This window comes from Spirosoma flavum (genome assembly GCF_042686045.1).
GTDB lineage: Bacteria > Bacteroidota > Bacteroidia > Cytophagales > Spirosomataceae > Spirosoma > Spirosoma flavum.
This window is the reverse complement of sequence record NZ_JBHUOM010000023.1, coordinates 213,407-236,144: the sequence shown is the minus strand read 5'-3', so window position 1 is coordinate 236,144 and position 22,738 is coordinate 213,407. Positions and strand designations below refer to the sequence as shown.

Sequence of the window (22,738 nt, the reverse complement as noted above, 5' to 3'; positions counted from 1 at the left end):
TTGTCTGGAAAACGTTGGGCTAAACGTAAATGTTCGTTTGATCACTTATTATCTTTCATCATCTCTACGGCTGATAATGAGTCCATTGAGTAAGTTTTCAGAAACAAAAAAGGCGATAATTTCGTTAATTCAATACAAGAATAGCCATGTAATCTTTAAGGTCCAGAAAATTCAGATAGGGCTATATACAACCTGTTTATTAATTGAAAAGATGCTATGAAAACGAAACTAGTAAGTGCTTTTGCCTTCACTTTACTGCTTAGTGTCGGAGCGTACGCTCAGGACAGTACGGCTATGAGTAAGAAAGAAATCCGCCAGCAAGAACGTGCCGAGCGCAAAGCCCGTGTGAAAGATGATCTGAAAAACGCTGGGCAAAATGTTAAGGAAAAAGCTAAAGTTGCTGATGAAGCCGTTAGCAAGGAAGCCAAAAAAGTTGGCACAGCCGTGAATACAGGTTTGGATAAAGCAGAAACCGGTATTAGAGCAGAAGGTGACAAAATAAAAGCTAAACGCGATTCATCACGAGCCGAGAAAGCCCGTCGTGATTCGTTATAAACTGTAGAGAAGTAAGGGATTGCCGGTACGGTTTCTACGTGAGTTTTGCTCCAACTTTCTCGTACTTTCCCCGCCAGTGCTTCCAGCGTTTATGCGACCATAACCAGTCGGATGGATTGGCGCATATCGAGGTCTCAACCAAATCACGATAACGTTCCATGATTGCGCCGAGGGGTAAATCGGTATAAGGTGGCTCCGCAATTAGCCGAAATGTTACGTTATAGTAGCTACGACGCACACGTACAATATCAAAAAAATACACGGGAAGTTGCCGGCTACGGGCCAGGCGTTCAGAACCAGGGTAAAAGGGCGTATCGCGATGTAAAAAATCGGTCCAGTAAGCTTGCTCAGGTACATCAGGAACTTGGTCGGATACCAACCCAATAATTCGTGGTATATGTTTCCGAGCTACCATCTGGCGAGGCAATAAATTCATTGGCGTTGGTACTGGCCCAAAACTTGACCTGATATGACGCACCAATTCCTCAAAAAATGGATTGGTTAAGGGCTTATAAATACTATCGACGGGCATGTCGTTTAAGACCAAGGCTGCCGGTATCCATTCCCAGTTTCCCTGGTGTGAACTCATGCCAATTATCGTTTGTCCACCCCTGATCTTGTCTTGAAGGAGTTCAATATTTGGAAACTGGATATGTGTTTTTATATAATCCGGTGTTAAGCTAGGCAATTTGATAACCTCAACAATCAAATCTGCCATGTTTCGATAGAATCCCTTGGCAATGTGTTGGATATCCTTTGGTGACTTTTCCGGGAAAGAAAGTCGTAAGTTTTCCAAGACAACCTTTCGGCGATAACGAACTACATGCAGTAACAGGAAAGACAAAACATCGGAAATTCCATATAAGATATTGATTGGCAAACGCGATAGTAGTCGAAAAAATATCATTTGATGAATGTAGGACGAACGTAAGCCTAAAGGCCGGTTTACCAGGAAATTAAAAAAATACTAAAATCAGTTGACAGTATCGCTTTTTTGCGTTACTTGTGAACGGATACAATGTTAGCGTTATTGGAAAAACATCAACCAGGGTCTCAGGTATATGGCTTACTCATTGATCTACATTATTTGCCCTGTATCGATTATATATCGGGGCTAATGCAGTTTGAACAGGTGCAGCTTGAGTTCCAGGAGCACTACCAGAAGCAAAGTTACAGAAATAGGTGCTACGTTCTGACAGCTAACAAAGTTGAAGTCCTTACAGTGCCAGTGCAGCAGGGAACGCATCGTCAGCCTATCCGCGATTTACGGGTGGCAAATGACCAATCCTGGCAACTGCATCACTGGCGATGCCTACAGGCGGCTTATGGGAAGTCTCCATTTTTTGAATACTATGTGCCCGATATTGAACCGGTATATCGAAAAAAGTGGACATTCCTGTTCGATTTGAATTATGAATTGCTGACAATTTGTCTGAGACTGATGCGCCTGAAACCAACGTTAAACCTGACAGAATGGTACAACAAAACTCAGCCAGTCGGTCTATTTGACGCCCGATCAAAGTTAAATCCAAAAAATGATTCGGATACGTATATATTCCATCAACCGGTAATGTATCCGCAGAATTTTGGCCAAGAATTTGTACCAAACTTAAGTATAATAGACCTGTTGTTTTGCCAGGGACCGGCCGCTTCGGACGTGTTATTGGCTGGCCTTCGGGAGTGAACAAATCCTTAAAACTCTTCGTTAGGCCAGTAGTACGCTTACCTAAGGAGACCCTAAAACGAATGGAAGCAAAATTCTCAAACCGCGTAAAGGAAGTTATCACGCTGAGTCGGGAAGAAGCCTTGCGCTTAGGCCACGATTATATTGGCACAGAGCACCTGTTGCTGGGTATGATTCGTGAGGGAGAGGGTGTGGCGGTCGGATTGCTGAAGAAACTTGGCATCTCGCTCGACGAACTCCGGGTTACTATTGAACAGGCAACGAAAGGAACAGCCACCAACAATGTGAAAAATTTAGCCAATATTCCGCTGACTCGTCAGTCGGAAAAGACGCTGAAAATCACTTACTTGGAAGCTAAGATATTCAAAAGCCCGCTCATCGGTACGGAGCACCTTTTACTATCGATTCTGCGTGATGAAGACAATGTCGCCACGCAGATTCTTAACAAGTTTAACGTTAATTACGAAGTCATTAAAGAGATGCTGGAATATCAATCAACAGGAAGCCGCCCCACAATGGCGAGTGATACTGACGATGACGATAATGACCGGGGCATGTTTGGTGGCAGTAGTAGTTCCAGTTCAGGAAAAGATCCTAAAGGCTCCGAGAAATCGCGAACGCCCGTACTGGATAACTTTGGCCGTGACCTAACCAAATTTGCTGAAGTTGGCAAACTCGATCCTATCGTTGGTCGCGAAAAAGAAATTGAACGGGTGGCTCAGATTCTGAGCCGTCGGAAGAAAAACAATCCAATTCTTATTGGTGAACCGGGCGTTGGTAAAACAGCCATAGCCGAAGGACTTGCTCTGCGCATTGTGCAGAAGAAAGTATCGCGGGTGCTGTTTGGTAAGCGCGTTGTTACGCTCGACCTGGCATCGCTTGTGGCAGGAACCAAATATCGGGGCCAGTTTGAAGAGCGTATGAAGGCCGTGATGAACGAGCTGGAAAAATCGCCAGAGGTTATCCTGTTCATTGATGAGTTGCATACAATCGTTGGTGCGGGCGGTGCGTCAGGTTCGCTTGATGCGTCGAACATGTTCAAGCCAGCTTTAGCGAGGGGTGACATTCAATGCATAGGTGCCACAACGCTTGATGAATACCGTCAGTATATTGAGAAAGATGGTGCGTTAGCCCGTCGTTTTCAAATGGTCATGGTGGATGCGACATCCATTGATGAAACCATCGAAATTCTGAACAACATCAAAGATAAATATGAAGATCACCACCACGTTAACTACACGAAAGAAGCTATCGAGGCTGCTGTGAAGTTGTCGGAGCGGTACATATCGGATCGGTTCCTGCCTGACAAAGCCATTGATGTAATGGACGAAGTGGGTGCCCGCGTACACATCTCAAACATCACGGTTCCCGAAGATATTCTGAAGCTTGAAGAGCAGATTGAGAATATCAAGAAGGAGAAAAACCAGGTTGTCAAGAGTCAGAAGTACGAAGAGGCCGCTCAGCTTCGCGACAAGGAAAAACGCCTGATTGATCAACTCGACCGCGCAAAACAAGTGTGGGAAGAAGACACCAAAAAGCGTCGTTATACGGTCAATGAAGAGAACGTGGCCGAAGTTGTAGCGATGATGACGGGTATTCCGGTCACGAGTGTATCGAACGATGAAGGCAAAAAACTTATCAACATGGGTGATGAACTGAAAGGCCGTGTTATCGGTCAGCAGTCAGCCATCGACAAGTTGGTAAAAGCCATTCAACGGACGCGTGTTGGTCTGAAAGATCCTAAAAAACCTATTGGTTCGTTTATCTTCCTCGGTCCAACAGGTGTAGGTAAGACAGAACTTGCCAAGGTATTAGCCACGTATCTTTTCGATAAAGACGATGCTCTTGTGCGGATTGACATGTCGGAATACATGGAGAAATTCAGTGTTAGCCGCTTAGTTGGAGCACCTCCAGGTTATGTTGGTTATGAAGAAGGTGGTCAGTTAACGGAGAAAATTCGTCGTAAACCATATAGTGTCGTCTTGTTGGATGAAATTGAAAAAGCGCACCCGGATGTATTTAACATCCTGTTGCAAGTGCTTGACGATGGTATCCTGACAGATGGCCTAGGTCGCCGGGTAGATTTCCGAAACACCATTATCATCATGACCTCCAATATTGGGGTACGTGACCTGAAAGACTTCGGTGCAGGTATTGGTTTTGCCACCAAAAAGAATGCTGAGAGTCAGGACGATTTAATGAAGAGTACGATTCAAAGTGCCCTTCGGAAAGCGTTCTCGCCAGAGTTTCTGAACCGTTTGGACGATGTGATTGTGTTTAACTCGCTGTTGCGTGAAGACATCCACAAAATCATTGACTTGATGTTAGGTAAACTTCTGGGCCGTGTTACCAACCTGGGCTATACCGTCGAACTTACAGAGAAAGCGAAAGACTTTCTGGCAGAAAAAGGGTATGATCCACAGTATGGTGCCCGCCCTCTGAGCCGTGCTATTCAACGTTACCTCGAAGATCCCGTTGCAGAAGAGATTCTGAAGGGTGAACTGAAAGAGGGTGATGTGATTATGGCCGACTATAGTGGTGAAGGCGATCTTCTGACTATAACAGTTAGAAAGCCGGAAGTAGCCGTAGAATAAGCAACAAACGTTCAATATAGAAAAGCCTCCTAACTTCTGAAGTTAGGAGGCTTTTTCGTTGTAGCATGGGCGAAATTTCAGGCTACAAGCAAAAAAGTCATTATATATTTTTCTGCTTCACTTGGTCAATCAAATACTCTGACGTTCGCATTGAAGCAGCCAGAATGGTCCAGGTAACGTTTTTGTCGCCCTGAGAAACGAACGGAGCTGCATCTATCACGAATAAGTTTTTGACATCATGCGCCTGTTGAAATTTATTCAGGGCTGATTTCTGCGGATCATTACCCATGCGAACCGTTCCCACTTCGTGAATTATTCGACCGGGAGCCGCCAATCCATACCCATGGGCTGTATCGGGGCCGGGCTTTGGACCAAGTGGCGTACCGCCCATCGAATGGATAATTTCCTCAAACGTATCCTGCATATGTTTGGCCTGCTTCACCTCATAATCTGACCATTTATAGTGGAAACGCAAGGTAGGAATGCCGTATTTATCCACTGTATTCGGGTCAATTTCGCAGTAATTACTTTCGAGGGGAACTGGTTCACCCCGACCCGCCATACTGATATAGGCTCCATAAAAGCGCCGGTAGTCGTCTTTCAAACCGGCACCGTAGCCACCACCTACTTTCATTTTACCATCACGACCGGGAATTGCCCCGTTCATAGCTTCTATACCTCCGCCAAAACCATAGCCGGGCATACCCATTCCACCACCGTATTCAATGTGGTAGCCGCGTGGGAAATCTAACTTTTTGTTGTCAAGCCACCAGGGTGTGAATACGTGCATACCGCCTACGCCATCTTCATTGTAGCGTTTGCGGTCCATTAGGGCGGGCACGAATCCCGAACGGCTAGCCCCGGTCGAATCGTTTAAGTATTTACCTACCACGCCACTGCTGTTCGCCAACCCATTTGGGAAACGGACTGATTTGGAGTTGAGAAGAATTCTAGCCGATTCACAAGTACTCGCCCCAAGCATAACCGCTTTAGCGTGAACCGTAATTTCTTCCATCGTGCGGCTGTCCACATAACTCACACCCGTTGCCAAGCCGGTTTGCGGATCGGTCAATACTTCACGAGCCATTGCACCATTGATAAGTGTTACGTTTCCGGTCTTGACGGCTGGAATACACAGCACCGATGAGGCTGAAAAGTCAGCATAAGCCTGACACCCTCTGTTGCACTGATGGCAGTAGAAACACGACCCCCGATCTTTATTGATGGGCTTGGTTAGAATACTCAACCGCGATGGAATGACCGGGATACCTATACTCCGGGCACCCTTACGAATCATTAGCTCATGCAGGCGTGGCTTGGGTGGAGTCTGGAAAATACCATCTGGCTCATTAGGAAAGTTCTCGACTGAACCGAACAGACCAATAAGGCGATCAACCCGGTCGTAGAATGGTTTCATGTCGTCATACCCGATTGGCCAGTCGTCGCCGACGCCTGAGAGAGAACGACGGCGGAAATCGTCGGGCCCGAAACGCATTGAGATACGCCCCCAGTGATTAGTCCGACCGCCAAGCATCCGAGACCGGAACCAGTGAAATTCGGTGCCGGATTTAGCGGAGTAAGGCTCTCCGTCAATATCCCAACCACCCCAGGCAGCGTCGAAATCTCCTCCAGAGCGGGCATCAGTGCTGGCACCGCGCCGGGGTGATTCCCAGGGCCATTTTAGTTGAGTAATATACTTAGGATCGGCGGGATCGTAGTAGCCACCCGCTTCGAGCAGCACGACTTTGGCACCCGCTTTAGCTAATGTATAGGCTGCCATACCGCCCCCTGCACCTGAGCCGATAATAGCTACGTCGTAAACGAGTGGTGCCTTTTTGAACTGTGGAATTTCCATTAGAGAGAAAGAAGAATGTCAGGGTAGGAAGTAATATGTTAGTTAACCTAATAAGTCAAGTAATGGGTAGGCTTACTGTTATTAATATGTATGCATTATGTAAATCCGGGAGAAGTCAGAAATGGGTGTCTGATAGGCTCATAAAAGTCATGTATATACAAGATCAATTATTCCTTTCCCCCCCTCAGTTCTGCTTAGTTACACGAATGTGTAAAAAATAATGGTTGATACCGAAATGTAAAAAATTTGTATAGCAAGTTGCCGTTTTGTACTAACATTGCCAGCCTGAACAGTAGGACTAGCTACTACATAGTATGAGACGACGACAAAGGCAACGGCTCGTTTGGTAGCTTTGCCGACTCTATTCTATAATACCACCATGAATGAATAACTCACGTTATAAAACCATTAGTCAATTTTTTGGTAGAGAGCCGGTTGTGTTAGCGGTGTACATCGTCATAACGCTACTAGCCAGCATACAGCAATACTTATTGCCCGAACAGATAATTGGTACCAGCAAGCTGCCTGTCTCAAACTACAATAACTATGTAATATTTAAGAACTCCTTTTTTCATTTACTAGCCAATCGAAATTTATATACGTTTTACTTAACTGAGCAATGGGATCTGTTTAAGTATTCACCAACGTTTGCCTTATTCATGGGCTTGTTTGCGTTCCTGCCTAATTGGTTGGGTCTCACTTTGTGGAACGCATTAAACACTCTGGTACTATTCTTCGGCATAAAACATTTACCTCATCTTAGCCGAAGCACTACAGTAAAAATTCGTTGGTTTGTATTGATTGAGTTGCTAACGTCTATCCAAAACTCACAGAGCAATGGCTTGATCCTAGGGCTATTTATCTGGAGTTTTATTTATCTAGAGCGGGGTAATCTGGTATGGGCCACCTTATTCATATTGTTCAGCATCTTCATCAAGGTTTTTGGTATTGTAGGATTCGTTCTGTTTTTAGTATATCCACGTAAGCTGGCTGCGTTTTCTTATACGTCCCTTTGGACGGTCCTATTGGTTATTTTGCCGTTAATTGTTGTGTCCTATCAACAACTGTTTGATCAGTACCAGAACTGGGTTGTACTCCTACAAAATGATCATTCAAGCTCAATTGGGCTCTCCGTAATGGGCTGGTTAAACACTTGGTTTTCGCTAGTCCCTTCCAAAGGGATAGTGGTAGTAATAGGATGTGTTTTGCTGCTGTTACCCCTACTAAGAGTCGCTCAGTATCAATATTATCATTACCGCTTATTGATACTCGCGTCTATACTGATATGGGTAGTTATCTTCAATCACAAAGCGGAGTCCCCAACTTTCATTATTGCGATAGGCGGGGTTGGCCTCTGGTACTTCTCCCAGCCCTCTACAATCACCAATAAAGTTTTGGTTATTCTGGCTTTTGTTTTCACCTCGCTCTCATCGACTGATGTATTTCCAACGGCAGTACGTGAGATGATTGTACTACCTTATGTGTTAAAAGCAGTATTTTGTATAGCCATCTGGGTGAAAATTACCGTCGATCTTGTAACTATAGATTGGGAGACAACAACGTTGAAAAGACTAAACGTTAGCCTGAAAAGCTGACTAGTTCTTTATTGTCCTTGCGTTCATTTTACTCAACGATGACGTTTTTGCTTCTTGCGATACATACGTAGCTTATTTATAAAGTACTACTTATCGCATTGCCTGCACACACTCCGAAGGCTTATCTGTGTTAATTACATCGACACCCAATTTTTTTAACTGTTTCCAGGCACCAGGCATGTCAGGAATGGCCCAGAACCGGATGGGTTTGTTGTCGTTATGCGCTCGCTTGATAATACGCTTGAGCTTGTCACGATCTTCGTTTGAAATGTCGCCGGTTCCGTCCCAACGAGAAAATGAAGCGAAGTTGTCGCTGATTAGGGCTACGCGCTGGAGGGTTTCCTGATCATATACTTCGCTGGGTCGCCCGTCGAATTGTAGTAGCGGATAATCAAGAAACGTATCAATTCTAGGTCGGTTACCGCTGATAATCACCTGAACTGCATTCGCATTAGCCAGGCGATTGAAACAAACCAGATGATTCTGCAACATTGTCAAAAGTTTCGGCAACACATCGACAGGATTGTCCTTTATATCAATCACCAGCCCGAATGTATAATCTCGGTGTGAGCTTAACTTATCCTTATATTGATCAAACAAATGTACAATGGGCTGTATATATAACGAATCGAGGGTTGGTGCAGCAACGGTCGGCTTGTCATGAGAAACAACTAACTTCCCATTTTGTAGCCAAACGTCGGCTTCAATAAAGTCGACACGCTGTTCATAAGCATCCATAAACGGCCGGGGTTTGGCATAATCGTTGTGAGCGTAAATCTTCTGAGCCAGTGTAACAGATACTGACGATAGCAACAGGGCAACGAGAATACGATAGCGCATGACAGACTGCTTGATTTTCGACAAAGTAACGGAGCTTATTCACGAAACCAAAACCTATCCGTACCTTGCCGTTCCCGACCAAACCACTAATTTTGATTAAATTTATTATGCAGTAACGCCTAATAAATTTAGTAGAATGGATTTTACGGCTCTTTATGTATCCATTCTACATTTTCTATTAATCATTACCCCTTAAAATGGATTTACTAAAAGGAAAAGTTGCTTTAATTACGGGTGCGTCGCGTGGGATTGGGCGAGCCATGGCCCAGAAGTTTGCGAAAGAAGGTGCCGCTGTTGCATTTACTTATTTATCGAGTGTTGAGAAAGGACAGGCACTGGAAGAGGAACTCCGGGCATTTGGCGGGCAAGTGAAAGGATACCGTTCCGACGCATCCGACCACAAAGCCGCCGAAGATCTTATTGCGCAGGTACTCGCCGATTTTGGCAAACTCGATGTACTCATTAATAATGCCGGTATTACGAAAGATGGGTTGTTGCTGCGCATGACAGAAGAACAATGGGATTCTGTTATTAACGTTAATTTAAAGTCGGTCTTCAACCTGACCAAAGCGGCTATCAAAACTATGATGAAGGCGAAGTCCGGGTCAATCATTAACCTGACATCGGTAGTCGGCATCCGGGGCAACGCGGGTCAAGCCAACTACGCAGCCTCCAAAGCCGGAATTATCGGTTTTACCAAGTCGGTTGCGCTTGAATTGGGGTCGCGAAATATTCGTTCCAATGCCATTGCGCCGGGCTTTATCGAGACAGAAATGACCGGCGAAATTAATGAGAAGGCTCTGGAAGAATGGAAACAGCAAATTCCAATGAAGCGTGGAGGCCAACCTGAAGAAGTAGCTGATTGTGCTGTTTTCTTAGCCTCCGACCTTTCTCGCTACATCACTGGTCAAGTGTTGCAAGTGGATGGAGGAATGCTTACGTAGCAGGTTAATAAATTCGCGTACAGATTGCGTGGTTAGTAAATCGTACATCGTAACGGGACCGCCCGCGCGGTCGTAAATCAAGTACATGAATTTTATTTTTCAGTCCTCGCCTTGGTGGATTCTGGTGTGTCTGCTCGTTGGAGCAGTATATGCGTTTGCTATGTATCAACCACTGCCCCGGCTGGTAGGTAGTGGTACAGCTATGGGTGGCTTCGACAAGCGAACGACCTACGGACTGGCCGCATTGCGGTTTGTTGTTGTCAGCTTTCTGACTTTTTTGTTGCTCAACCCTCTGATTCGCAGCCTGCGCACGCTGACAGAGAAGCCTAAAGTCGTACTGGCTATTGACAATTCCGAGTCGGTGGCGGCAGCCGGGCGGCCTGCCCTTAATCGGGCATTAGCCGGGCTGCAAACGCTTCGTCAGCAGTTGACAGACAAAGGGTTAGATGTATCGATTCACACCTTTGGCGAGTCGGTTACAGATGACAGCGATGGCGCAACCGATCTAACTCAAGTTCCCTTCACCCAGCGCACAACCGATTTGTCGGGGTTGCTATCGAGTATTCGGTCAGATTACGAGGGCCGTAATCTGACCGATGTAGTACTGGTATCGGATGGTATTTTCAATCAGGGGCTTTCGCCAACGTTTGGACAGTATCCATTTGCCGTACAAACAGTTGGGCTAGGCGATACAATCCCGAAAAAAGATATTCAGCTCAAGGGCATTATCGCCAACCGAATTGCGTATCTGGGTAATCAGTTTCCTGTGAAGGCCGAGATTGTCAGCAACGGCTTTCAGGGCCAACGAGCAACCGTCGTGCTGCGACAGAATGGCAAAGAACTAGGCCGACAGTCGGTTAGTTTAGGGAAAAATGATACGTTCGACCAACTGACGTTTCAGGCAACAGCCACGCAAAAAGGTGTTCAGCACTATGTGGTAGAAATAGTACCACAACCCGGCGAATTCAGTATGCGCAACAACCGGCAGGATGTCTATCTGGATGTCATTGACGGAAAAGAAAAAGTGCTTCTACTGGCACTGACACCCCACCCGGATGTGAAGGCATTGCGTAACATTCTGGAAAAGAACCAGAACTATGAAGTCGATGTCCGTATTCTGACTGGAACCCCGGCTGAAGCTACACCACCAGTTGACAAAACATATGACTTACTAATTCTGCACCAGATTCCCGATAATGGAAGTGTAGGTAATGCGCTTGCCCAGAAATATTTGGCTAAAAACACACCAGTATTATTTGTACTCGGTAATCAATCATCGCTGGGACCATTCAATACGTCAAATTCAGTAATGCAAGTTAATGCCCAGCCGAATCAAAGTGATAAGGTAACGGGCGTATTTAATCCTGAATTCAAACAACTCAACCTTGACCCGGCCCGGCTTGATATTCTATCCAAACTACCGCCAATGTCGGTGCCATACGGTGAGTTTCGGTTGCAGCCTGGAAGTGAAGTCGTGCTTTGGCAACAGGTTGGTAGTGTCCGTACGACCAAGCCTCTGCTGGCGCTCAACATAACTAGCCCACGCAAAACAGCTGTATTGGCGGGGGAGGGGCTATGGTCGTGGCGACTTGAAGAATACGCGTTGACTGATAAGCAGGAAGTTGTTGATGAGCTTATTCAGAAAGTGATCCAACTAATTTCGGTGAAAGAGGACCGGCGCAAATTGCGTGTTTATCCAATCCGCAATGAGTTTGTGGCGGGCGAAAAAGTCATCTTCGAAACCGAACTCTATAATGATATTTACGAACGCCTGTTTGATAAACCCGTTCGCCTGGAAATTAGCGATGAAAAAGGGTTGACACGTTCGTATAACTATACGCCCACAGTTGCCAATAGCCGCTTCGAGATTAGTCGTCTGCCTGAGGGCGCCTATCGTTACAAGGCCAGCGTAACTGTTAACAATAAGGCCGAGCAGGCATCGGGTCAGTTTGTCGTGCGTGATTTACAACTCGAAGCCCTCAACACCACCGCCGATCATGGAATGCTCCGTCAACTAGCGCAGCAAACAGGTGGTCATTTTTACAAAGCCAGCCAAACGGATGAACTTGTGCGTACTTTAACGACTCGCCCGCATCCGGCACGCCTGACGAGTACCGAAGAAATGAACGAACTTATTAACTGGCGTTGGTTATTCTTCGTGGTGCTGGCGCTGGTAACAGTAGAATGGGGCCTGCGTAAGTTCTATGGCGGCTATTAAGAAGACTATTCTTGCTTCTCCGCCCGGATCGCATACTGTACAAATCGGATATCGCTGTACGTCACATCGTTACCTAAGGCTTGCCGAATTTCGCTCAAAGATTCTGATGGATACGTTTCGAGATACGAACGAATAGTGGTAATTTTTTTGGTAGGCAGGAGAGTTTCTACGGCTAATTCGCCCGTTCCAACGTAGGGTATTAAATGACTTTCGATGGTCGAAACAGCTAAACTACGCTCGGCAGCGATCTCGGCAATGGTCTTGCCGGACTGGAAAAAAGCCAGCGTGATAGCGGGAGATAACTCTTTAGGCTCCTTTAGCGGTTTGGTAACTTTCACTTTTGGTGTAGCAGCACTGGCTGCCCGTCCTGACGGATTCTCCTGAACTAGACGCAGAATGTCGGTCCCAATTTGCCTTATTTTTGTTTTGCCAAAACCCTTGATGGCTAGCAATTCTGCCTCCGTCGTCGGGCGGATACGAACCAATTCAAGAATGGTTTTTTGGGGCAACACCATAAAGCCGGACGTATTATGCTCACCTGCCATATCATTGCGCCACTTCATCAACGCGCCGTAAAGACCTCCTCGTGAGGAACCCTCTGACCCGGATGTTTCGGGGGCCGGGCGTTCGAATTTTTTACGCTCTGGCTGGAAGTCAAGCTCGGCATGATTGCGGGCTTGCAGATAGGTCAACGCGTTGAAACCCTCCTGACAACTCTCAAAGCTGCGTAACTTACTGAAGAACTCTTTCTCTAACTCATCCAATGCTTCCAGCATCAGGTCACGCACTTTCTTATTGTCGCAGTCGGTTGGGAAGAGGTGTAGAAGTGGTAGCAATTCGGTGCTGAGCAATGCCTGAAAATAGGTGCCTGCCTTTCGGATTCGTTCCTGTAATGCTTGGTTATTTTCTGGTAGATTATCGTTGGCGAAATAGCTTGGTAGTTGTTGGACAAACCTGCCCGATACATCGCTGGCTTTATTGCGCAGGAGGTCAGTAAGTTGCGTCAGAACAGGGTTGCATTCCGGGTCTAAACTGCTGGTATGCTCGTTCACGACCCGGCGGCATCGGTAGAGCAACCCATTGGCTCGTTCGAACGAAAATAGCTCTCGTAATAGATTTTGCTGATTCGTTAGTTTTGCCTGATGTAAGTGTTCTTCGTTCGGCGTTTGCCGCTGAACCTGCTCGTTGAAATCCTCTAATTCAAGTTCTGTTTTAATGCTATGCGCTGGGATAGGGGACCGTAGCACCAGCCCATCAAGAGTTTTGCAGCGGCTGAGAGCAACATAAACCTGTCCGTGAGCGAAGGCTGCCGACACGTCGATAATAGCTTTTTCGAACGTCAGTCCCTGACTTTTGTGAACGGTAATTGCCCAGGCAAGTTTGAGTGGAAATTGCCTGAATGTGCCAATTGGTTCGCTCTTGATTTCTTTTGTGGTTGGGTCCAGGGTATAGCGAATATTAGTCCAATCAACTGGATATACAGCGATTTCTTCCCCGTCCTGCTGGCTCTTTACGTAAATGACATCGTCGTCTATACTTTTAATTCGACCAATTTTACCGTTATAGTACAGCTTTTCACGAGAGATATCATTTTTGATGAACATTACCTGCGAACCAACTTTTAGCTCAAGACTGGCTTCGGTCGGGTAGGTATGGGACGGGAATTCGCCCTCAACGGCAGCCGTAAATGTGCGTAGCTTAGCTTTTAGAGACAGTAGTTTCTGACTGTTTATCTGCTGGGCTGCCGTATTATGAGTCGAGAGTGTAATATAACCTTCATCATCGCTAGGAGCAAAATTAGGGACGTGGCGTTGGTTTAGTTCATCTAACTGCGCCCGAGTAACGGTTTTCTCGCGGATGCTATTGAGCAGGCTAATAAATTGCTCATCCGATTGTCGGTAAATATGCGTCAGTTCGATAGCCACATAGGGTGTCTGGCGTAGAGCCTTGCTACCGAAAAAGTAACCAGTGTCGTAGTATGGTTTTAGCAACGCCCATTCTTCATCTTTAATAACGGGCGGCAATTGTTGCATGTCCCCAATCAAAAGCAATTGCACGCCACCGAACGGTGCCGAATTGGTGCGATACCGTCGGAGAACTTCATCAATGCCATCAAGGACATCACCCCGAACCATACTGATTTCATCGATAACCAACAGGTCGAGAGTACGCAGTAAATTGATTTTCTCCTTGTTGAATTTCTTGCCTTCGCGTTGTGTTGTACCCGGCACCAGCGGCCCAAATGGAAGCTGAAATAAGGAGTGAATCGTGACGCCACCAGCATTGATAGCTGCTACACCCGTTGGTGCAACGACTGCAAGCCGCTTGGCACTCAGTTGTTTAATCTGGTGTAGGAACGTTGTTTTGCCGGTTCCGGCTTTCCCCGTCAGAAATATATTTTGGTTGGTGTGCAAGACAAAGTTGTGGGCAAGGTCAAGCTTTTCGTTAACAGAAACGGTCATAAAACAGACGAGGGTGAATCAACAAATATACTCGTTTTAGGAGTGTTTCTACGTCAGTACATCCCTAACCCCAACGAATCGTTGGGGCAGTCTATAAAGAAAGTGGCCGGTTTTGCTAAATATTAGGGAAACGTGGACCATCTATATCCGGTATGGTTAGCTAGTTGGCTAATCGATTTGCTACACTATTGTCCGTATTATAATGGCACCCGTGTGAAACCTCCGCCCATAGTTCAGTGATAACGACAACAGCAATGAACAGATGAGGTTGTTGAAATAACAGTCATTTAACATTGCGAAAGCGGCAAGTCATAGCTGCTTTCACTATTTTTAGCCTCTATTCTGAACACTATGGATTCCAGACGTGAGTTTTTGAAAAAGGCGACTTTGTTATCAACGGGCCTGTCGGGTATCTTGCCTGAGTCGATTCAAAAGGCTTTTGCCATTGATCCCCACCCTGGTACGACCTATCTGGATGCCGAACACGTAGTTATTCTCATGCAGGAGAATCGCTCGTTCGATCATACCTATGGAACGCTTCAGGGCGTTCGTGGATTTAATGACCCCAGAGCCATCGACTTACCCAACAAAAATAAAGTCTGGCTTCAGACCAACGCGGCTGGCGAAACATACACGCCGTTTCGGCTGAACATGCGCGATACGAAAGCCACCTGGATGAGTTCATTGCCGCACTCCTGGGAGAATCAGGTTGATGCCCGCAATGGTGGAAACTATGATAAATGGCTGGATGCCAAGAAGTCAGGTAACAAAGAATATGCTGACATGCCCTTAACAATGGGCTATTATAACCGCGAAGATTTGCCGTTCTATTACGCTTTGGCCGACGCGTTTACCGTTTGCGACCAGAATTTCTGTTCATCATTAACTGGTACAACCCCCAACCGCCTTTACTTCTGGACAGGTACCCTTCGTGACCCGCATGATCCCAAAGCGATGGCTAACGTCCGCAACGAAAATGTGGATTATGGGTCGGAGGTTAACTGGACCACATTTCCTGAGCGGTTAGAAGACCAGGGAATTTCCTGGAAAATATACCAGAATGAAATTAGTTTGCCCACCGGTCTGGAGGGTGAGGAGGATGGCTGGCTTAGTAACTTCACGGACAACCCCATTGAGTGGTTTTCGCAGCACCGCGTTCGATTCCATCCCGCCTATTATCCGTTTATCCAACGAGAAGAAAAAGCGATACCCGAACGAATTCAGACACTCGAAACCAAGCTGAAGACGGTATCCGAAACCGATAAAGACTATCCGAAAATCAAAAAAGCTATTGAGCGACAGCAGGCGTTTCTGGAAATTGTCAAATCCGACTTAATTAATTATACGCCTGAAAAATTCAACCAGCTATCGGAGCGAGAAAAAAACCTTTGTCGAAAAGCATTTACTACGAATGTCAAGGATCCTGACTATCACGCGCTTTCTCCCTTAACGTATGAGGATGGGAATGCCAAACGGCAGGTTAACGTGCCTAAAGGTGATGTATTGCATCAGTTTCGGAATGATGTAAAAAACCGGAAGCTGCCGACTGTTTCCTGGATAGTGGCACCCGAAAACTTTTCCGACCATCCGTCTGCACCCTGGTACGGAGCCTGGTATATCTCTGAAATGCTGGATATTATGACTCAGAATCCAGAGGTTTGGAAAAAGACGATTTTTATTCTGGCCTACGATGAAAACGATGGCTATTTCGACCATGTACCACCCTTTGTACCGGCCCATCCCGATCAGCCCGAAACAGGAAAAACCAGCAAAGGCATTGATACCCAGACCGAATTCGTTACACAGGAGCAGGAAAGTAAGCGCAAGAATACAGGGCGAACGGGGCCGATAGGCTTAGGATTTCGCGTACCACTGGTGATTGTGTCGCCCTGGAGCCGGGGTGGTTATGTATGCTCGGAAGTATTTGATCACACGTCAACGCTTCAGTTTCTGGAAAATTTCCTGAGCCATAAGAAAGGCCGAAAAGTAGACGAACCGAATATTGGCCCGTGGCGCCGTACGGTGTGTGGCGACCTCTCATCTGTGTTCCGACCCTATAACGGCGAAACCATCAAATTGCCGAAGTTGGTAGCGAAAAAAACATTCATTGAAGGTATTCATAAAGCCCAGTTCAAGGCCGTACCAACAAATTACAGACGACTAACGGAGGAAGAAATTAAACAGTGCAATAGCAATCCGGCAGCTTCTCCCTACGTGCCGAATCAGGAGGATGGGGTTCGTCTGTCTTGTGCGCTGCCTTACGAATTATACGTTGATGGTCATGTAGCCAACAAGCAACTGACAATAAAGCTGGCGGCTAAAAACGAAGCCTTCGGCAAACAGTCAATGGGGGCGCCTTTTCAGGTCTATCAGCGACTGAAGGATGATGTGACGATTCGTTCCTATACAGTCGCTGCTGGTGATGAGTTACAGGATTCCTGGCCGGTTAACGATCCGTTTAATGTAAGTATACAGGGGCCAAACGGCTTCTTTCGTGAATTTAAAGGCAGTTCTAACAATCCACTAATTGAGCTATCTTGTGCCTATGAACAGGATGCCAAAAAGAAGTTTACGGGAAATGTGCTGGTAAAATTAAAAAATATCGATCCAGCACGAACGTACCCGATTCGGCTTTCCGATAATGCCTATCAGGCCAAAAGCCAGTCAATTACCCTTGAAAAAGCGGGTCTGAAAGGAGCGCAGCAGACCGTCATATTGAATTTAAAAAATAGCCATAATTGGTATGATTTCAGCGTGAAAGTAGGCGGGTTTGACACCTTTGAGCAACGGTATGCCGGTCGGGTGGAGACGGGAAAAGATGGTTTCAGCGACCCGCTAATGGGGAAAGCTAGTAAAGTATAAGTTAAATGTAATTCCCAATATGGCTGACGAATCCCCGGTATTAAAAAAAGCGTTAACTCCCATTCATCTATGGGCCATAGGGGTAGGGTTAGTTATTTCTGGTGAATACTTCGGCTGGAATTATGGCTGGGCCGTTGCTGGAACCGTGGGGTTACTTATTGCCACGTTGATTATTACGCTGCTTTATTTTACGTTCATTTTTAGCTTTACCGAACTCACAACGGCCATCCCGAATGCAGGTGGGCCATTTGCCTACGCGCTGCAAGCCTTCGGGCCGTTGGGCGCTTTACTGGCTGGCTATGCAACGCTTATTGAGTTTCTGTTTGCCACGCCTGCCATCGCGCTGGCTCTGGGCAGTTACGTTCACTTTTTATACCCGGCCATCCCCGTTGTTTGGTGCTCGATTAGTTCGTTTGTCGTATTTACGCTGATCAATTTACTGGGTATCAAAGAAGCTGCCTGGTTTTCGTTGATTATGACGATCATTGCCATCGGCGAATTACTGCTTTTTATTGGCGTTGTGTATCCGTATTCCAGCCTCGATACCTTCTTGCATAATCCAATGCCGTTTGGGTGGTCGGGCGTATTTGCCGCGCTGCCGTTTGCCATTTGGCTATTTGTTTGTCTGGAAGGCATTGCCATGGTAGCCGAGGAAGTAAAAGATGGTAAAAATACCATTGCTAAAGGCTACATTTCTGCTGTATTAACACTGACGTTTCTGGCCTTGACCGTTATGCTTAGTGTGGGTGGTATTACACATTGGGAAAACCTGGACCACCTCGATTACCCAATGCCCGAAGCCGTTGCCATTGTTCTTGGCCGACAAAATCCACTCACAAAATTCTTTGCCAGTGTTGGGCTATTTGGCCTGATCGCTTCTTTTCACGGCATCATTATCAGCTATTCCCGGCAGATTTTTGCGCTTGCCCGCAGTGGCTATTTGCCTCATGGATTATCAACGGTGAGCAAAACCCGAAAAGTGCCGGTCTGGGCGTTGCTAGCCGGGGCTGTCTTCGGCATTGTAGCCCTGCTGTCGTTCGATACCAGCAAATTGGTTATCCTCTCAACCATTGGCGCCGTGGTCGTTTATATTATCAGCATGTTATCGTTGTTTCGGCTCCGGCAAACCCAACCCAAGTTACCGCGTTCGTTCAAAGCGCCTTTTTATCCGGTATTTCCGGCTATTGCCTTATTGCTGGCCGTTGTAACGTTAGGCGCAATGATTTACTTTTATAGTTGGTTGAGCCTCTTTTTCTTTGGCGGATTAATCGTGATTATCATCGTATTTTATGCATCGGGCCGATACCGCAAAACCAAGCAGGAATGGGAGTCTGAAATGGCCGTTAGCCAAGTTGACTAATAGTAAAAAAATCTATATCATTCCGTAGCAAACTAACTCCACCGAACTCTTTTCCATAGGTATTTATCTGCCTAAACTAAACAGACTATGCCTTATCCATTCACCATCGGCAGCTTTACATACCGCTTTGCAGACTTGAAAGAACTGCTGGCTAAAGCGAGTCCGTTACGGTCGGGTGATGGGTTGGCGGGTCTGGTAGCCGAGAGTTACGAAGAACGTGTAGCCGCCCAAATGGCACTGGCCGATGTGCCACTGTCCACCTTTTTAAATGAGGTCGTGATTCCGTATGAAACGGATGAAGTTACGCGCTTGATTATTAATACGCATGATAAAGCCGCCTTTTCAGGTATCAGTCACTTCACCGTAGGCGAACTGCGCGACTGGTTACTGGGCGACGAAGCCGATACCCGTACACTTCAACAAATAGCCCCAGGACTAACTCCGGAAATGGTGTCGGCTGTATCCAAGCTGATGCGAAATCAGGACCTGATTCTGGTCGCAAAAAAATGTGAAGTTATAACCCGATTCCGAAACACGCAGGGCTTACCGGGGCATTTGTCCGTTCGGTTGCAACCCAACCACCCAACCGACGATGCCAAAGGTGTGGCCGCCAGCATTATTGATGGATTGCTGTACGGAAGCGGTGACGCTATGATCGGTATTAATCCCGCAACGGATAGTCCGGCGTCCACGGCCCGCCTGCTCTATATGCTGGATGGCTTACGCGAGCGATTTGACATGCCAACGCAAAGCTGCGTGTTGAGTCATATAACAACTACGTTGCAATTGATCGAGCAGAACGTGCCGGTTGATCTGGTTTTCCAATCGATTGCCGGTACCGAAAAAGCAAACGCCAGTTTTGGGGTGACGCTGTCACTCTTGCAGGAAGCGTACGAAGCGGGCCTATCGCTCAACCGGGGCACAATTGGGAAGAATATAATGTACTTCGAAACGGGTCAGGGCAGTGCGTTGTCCTCCGGTGCGCATCACGACGTCGATCAGCAAACCTGCGAAGTTCGGGCCTATGCCGTGGCCCGGACATACAACCCATTTTTGGTTAATTCTGTGGTTGGGTTTATTGGCCCTGAGTATCTGTTTGACGGAAAGCAGATTATCCGGGCGGGGCTTGAAGATCATTTCTGCGGCAAACTCATGGGTTTGCCAATGGGCATGGATATTTGCTATACCAATCACGCACAAGCCGATCAGGACGATATGGATACATTGCTGACGCTGTTGGGCGTAGCCGGGATTAATTTTATTATGGGCATTCCCGGTGCGGATGATATTATGCTTAACTACCAGTCAACGTCGTTTCATGATGCGCTTTATTTGCGTCGGGTACTTGGCCTGCGACCTGCTCCTGAGTTTGAGGAGTGGCTTCTTCGGCAGGGTATTATGGATAATAAAGGGAATCGCCTGTCGGATGGAGTGCAAAAACAACTCTACGCGGCACTTCTTCCGGCATGAACGAATCGAGAAAAACAGGTATAGAACCCGATGAATGGGAACCGCTGAAGGCATATACCAATGCCCGAATTGCTCTGGGTAAAACGGGTGTTTCGATTCCGCTTAAAGAGTCTCTTCAATTTAGGCTGGCTCACGCCCACGCCAAAGACGCGGTGTATTCCCGCTTAAATACAGCTGATTTACAGGCTGATTTGGCCAGTACAGGACTACCCGTTGAGTGGGTCAAAAGCCAGGCCGGGACTCGTGATATCTACCTGCAACGGCCAGATTTGGGGCGTATGCTGGACGCGTCTTCCGTTGAACAGCTTCAGCAACTTAACAGCTCACCAGCCGATATTAATATCATTGTTGCCGATGGGCTTTCGGCAACAGCAATTAATGAAAATGCCGGATCGGTGGTGCGGCTATTGGTTGAAAAAATCCAGCAAGCTGGTTATTCACTAGCCCCAATTGTGCTGGTTGAGCAAGGTCGAGTAGCCATTACCGATGCGATAGGAGGGGTTCTGCATCCCCGATTAGCCATTATTTTGATTGGTGAGCGACCGGGCCTTAGCTCGTTCGATAGTATGGGTGCCTACATCACGTATGCACCAGCGCCCGGCCTTACGGATGAACGACGAAACTGCATTTCAAATATTCGTGAGCAGGGTTTGCCGCCAGCTTTCGCCGTAGAGAAGATCATGTATATCATTAACTCGGCCTTTCGATTGCAGCTAACGGGCGTAGCTTTGAAAGACAATGCTGGCCTTCTGGATTGAGCCGACCGTGATTTAGTAATCCCGGATACCTAGTTCCGGTTGAAGCATAACCCCTGAAAACCGTTATCATTCAGCCTTGTGTCTTTGTCGATCATCGACCTTGTTTTTATCAGTTGATTGAGTCAATCACTCAGTCAGAATAGCCAGCTTTACTCCCTAAGAGCAACAAAGCGGCTGGTTATCTTACGTATTGATAGGAACAAAGGCAGTGATTTTAATTCTGTTTAGTATTTCTATAACGAAGAACAGATAGGGAGTCAAATGATTTAAAAAGGGATGGAGAGATTTTTTGATTATATCCGTTATACTTTTGAGAAGTAGATGTAATAGGTATAGACAAATGTTGGACTATTACGTCGCAATTACTGATTATCGACGATTATGAATATTGGTGATAAAGTCCGGTTACTCCGGGCAAAAGAACAGGGAGTGGTGTCGCGCTTTTTGCCCGGCGGCATGATTGAAATTGAGATTGAAGACGGATTCAGGATTCCGGTCATGCGGTCGGAGTTGGTGCCAGTCTCGCCTTTAGAGGCAGAACGGTTACTGAAAACCAGTACGTACGCACCACAAAAAACAGTGACGCCGTCGGCTCCGGTCATTCTCTCTAATCAGGGAATATATCTGGCGTTTTTGGCTATCAACGACCGGGAATATACGCTGCACCTGATTAACAATACCGACTGGGAATTTCCCTATGTGTTAGGCGAAGAATCCGCCGGGGTTGGGGGAGGAGTGCAGTTTCGGGGAATCCATAGTGGTCTGCTAAAGCCTAAGTCGCAACAGAAAATGAACGATCTTTATGCTCACGCTACGTTCGAAACCTGGCCGACGTTTGTTGTGCAGGGCCTGTGGTTCAGAGCGGGCAAATCGTCGTTGCGTCAACCATTACTAAAACGGTTTAAAGCACGAACAACAACGTTTTTCAAGAATAAAACAACGGTTCCAGTTCTAAATCAGCCTGGTTTTCTGACACAGCTGGATGCTGAGACTGACGAACAGCCGCAAGCATCAACATCCAGCAACCATGGTACCCAACCCCAACCAAAGCGAATCAATCCTGAAGATTTGAAAGCTGAAATGTTCAAATCTAATTCCGACGCTGGTAGTGTTTCTGTCGAACGGCCAGCGGCAGTTGTTGATCTACATATTGAGGAACTCTTACCAAATGGAGCTGGCAACCGGAATTCGGCTGAGTTGCTTAAACTTCAACTCGATACGTTTGAAAAGATGCTCGAAAACGCCATTGCCAGTGGCATGAACGACATTACATTTATCCACGGCATTGGGAGCGGTTCCCTACGCACGGAGTTACATAAGCGGTTAGGCCATCACCCGAACGTTAAATTCTTTGAAGACGCCCAGAAACAGAAGTTTGGCTATGGTGCCACGAAGGTTACAATTAAGTAAGTTGACAATTAATGAAGTTGCTCGTGGCCTGTGTGGTTGTCACAGGCCACTTGTGGGTCAGCAGGGTAATTATTCCGATAATTGGCCGGCACTTTGGTCCTTACAGACCACGGTGAGCAAAACGAGAAAAA

At 46.6% G+C, this 22,738-nt stretch carries 15 protein-coding genes; 11 read left to right on the top strand and 4 right to left on the bottom strand.

Annotation, left to right across the window (positions count from 1 at the left end; translation table 11 throughout):
* Positions 1–216: 216 nt before the first annotated feature.
* Positions 217–555 (top strand): hypothetical protein, encoded by a 339-nt coding sequence (locus ACFS25_RS21625; protein WP_381505159.1) that lies wholly within the window; start codon positions 217–219, stop codon positions 553–555.
* A gap of 34 nt (positions 556–589) precedes the next feature.
* Here ACFS25_RS21625 and ACFS25_RS21620 read toward each other — a convergent pair whose 3' ends face one another.
* The gene (locus ACFS25_RS21620; RefSeq protein ID WP_381505157.1) at positions 590–1,462 is read right to left on the bottom strand and encodes a lysophospholipid acyltransferase family protein; all 873 of its coding nucleotides are present in this window, start codon (positions 1,460–1,462) and stop codon (positions 590–592) included.
* Between the two features lie 111 nt (positions 1,463–1,573).
* Here ACFS25_RS21620 and ACFS25_RS21615 point away from each other — a divergent pair, with 111 nt between their 5' ends.
* Positions 1,574–2,239: a WbqC family protein gene (locus ACFS25_RS21615; protein WP_381505155.1), complete on the top strand. Its 666-nt coding sequence runs from the start codon at positions 1,574–1,576 to the stop codon at positions 2,237–2,239.
* Positions 2,240–2,301: 62 nt separating this feature from the next.
* Positions 2,302–4,833 carry an ATP-dependent Clp protease ATP-binding subunit gene (locus ACFS25_RS21610; protein WP_381505153.1) on the top strand — a complete coding sequence of 844 codons (2,532 nt, stop codon included), beginning with the start codon at positions 2,302–2,304 and terminating at the stop codon, positions 4,831–4,833.
* Between the two features lie 100 nt (positions 4,834–4,933).
* Here the strand turns inward: ACFS25_RS21610 and ACFS25_RS21605 are convergent, their stop codons facing one another.
* Entirely contained in the window at positions 4,934–6,688 is a 1,755-nt protein-coding gene (locus ACFS25_RS21605; protein WP_381505151.1) for a GMC oxidoreductase, read from the bottom strand.
* Positions 6,689–7,071: 383 nt separating this feature from the next.
* On the opposite strand from ACFS25_RS21605, the gene ACFS25_RS21600 reads away from it, so the two are divergent.
* Entirely contained in the window at positions 7,072–8,283 is a 1,212-nt protein-coding gene (locus ACFS25_RS21600) for a glycosyltransferase family 87 protein (RefSeq protein WP_381505149.1), read from the top strand.
* Between the two features lie 90 nt (positions 8,284–8,373).
* Here the strand turns inward: ACFS25_RS21600 and ACFS25_RS21595 are convergent, their stop codons facing one another.
* Entirely contained in the window at positions 8,374–9,123 is a 750-nt protein-coding gene (locus ACFS25_RS21595; protein WP_381505147.1) for a phosphatidylinositol-specific phospholipase C/glycerophosphodiester phosphodiesterase family protein, read from the bottom strand.
* 197 nt (positions 9,124–9,320) lie between these two features.
* Between ACFS25_RS21595 and fabG the strand changes: the two genes are divergently transcribed.
* Entirely contained in the window at positions 9,321–10,067 is a 747-nt protein-coding gene (gene fabG / locus ACFS25_RS21590) for a 3-oxoacyl-[acyl-carrier-protein] reductase (protein ID WP_381505145.1), read from the top strand.
* 85 nt (positions 10,068–10,152) lie between these two features.
* Positions 10,153–12,285, top strand: a complete 2,133-nt coding sequence (locus tag ACFS25_RS21585) for a VWA domain-containing protein (protein WP_381505143.1) — start codon at positions 10,153–10,155, stop codon at positions 12,283–12,285.
* A 5-nt stretch (positions 12,286–12,290) separates the two neighbouring features.
* Here the strand turns inward: ACFS25_RS21585 and ACFS25_RS21580 are convergent, their stop codons facing one another.
* Positions 12,291–14,747 (bottom strand): helix-turn-helix domain-containing protein, encoded by a 2,457-nt coding sequence (locus tag ACFS25_RS21580; RefSeq protein ID WP_381505140.1) that lies wholly within the window; start codon positions 14,745–14,747, stop codon positions 12,291–12,293.
* A 351-nt stretch (positions 14,748–15,098) separates the two neighbouring features.
* Between ACFS25_RS21580 and ACFS25_RS21575 the strand changes: the two genes are divergently transcribed.
* The 5 genes from ACFS25_RS21575 to ACFS25_RS21555 all read left to right on the top strand — a co-directional run bounded on the left by ACFS25_RS21575 (position 15,099) and on the right by ACFS25_RS21555 (position 22,607).
* A complete protein-coding gene (locus tag ACFS25_RS21575) occupies positions 15,099–17,609 on the top strand; it encodes a phosphocholine-specific phospholipase C (RefSeq protein ID WP_381505138.1) in 2,511 nt (836 codons plus the stop codon).
* 19 nt (positions 17,610–17,628) lie between these two features.
* On the top strand, positions 17,629–18,969 hold the full coding sequence (gene eat / locus ACFS25_RS21570) for an ethanolamine permease (RefSeq protein ID WP_381505137.1): 1,341 nt from the start codon (positions 17,629–17,631) through the stop codon (positions 18,967–18,969).
* An 87-nt stretch (positions 18,970–19,056) separates the two neighbouring features.
* On the top strand, positions 19,057–20,439 hold the full coding sequence (locus ACFS25_RS21565; RefSeq protein ID WP_381505135.1) for an ethanolamine ammonia-lyase subunit EutB: 1,383 nt from the start codon (positions 19,057–19,059) through the stop codon (positions 20,437–20,439).
* Complete coding sequence (gene eutC / locus ACFS25_RS21560) at positions 20,436–21,197, top strand: ethanolamine ammonia-lyase subunit EutC (protein WP_381505133.1); 762 nt, start codon at positions 20,436–20,438, stop codon at positions 21,195–21,197. The genes ACFS25_RS21565 and eutC overlap by 4 nt, the downstream gene beginning before the upstream one ends.
* 381 nt (positions 21,198–21,578) lie before the next feature.
* The gene (locus tag ACFS25_RS21555) at positions 21,579–22,607 is read left to right on the top strand and encodes a Smr/MutS family protein (RefSeq protein ID WP_381505131.1); all 1,029 of its coding nucleotides are present in this window, start codon (positions 21,579–21,581) and stop codon (positions 22,605–22,607) included.
* Positions 22,608–22,738: the final 131 nt, after the last annotated feature.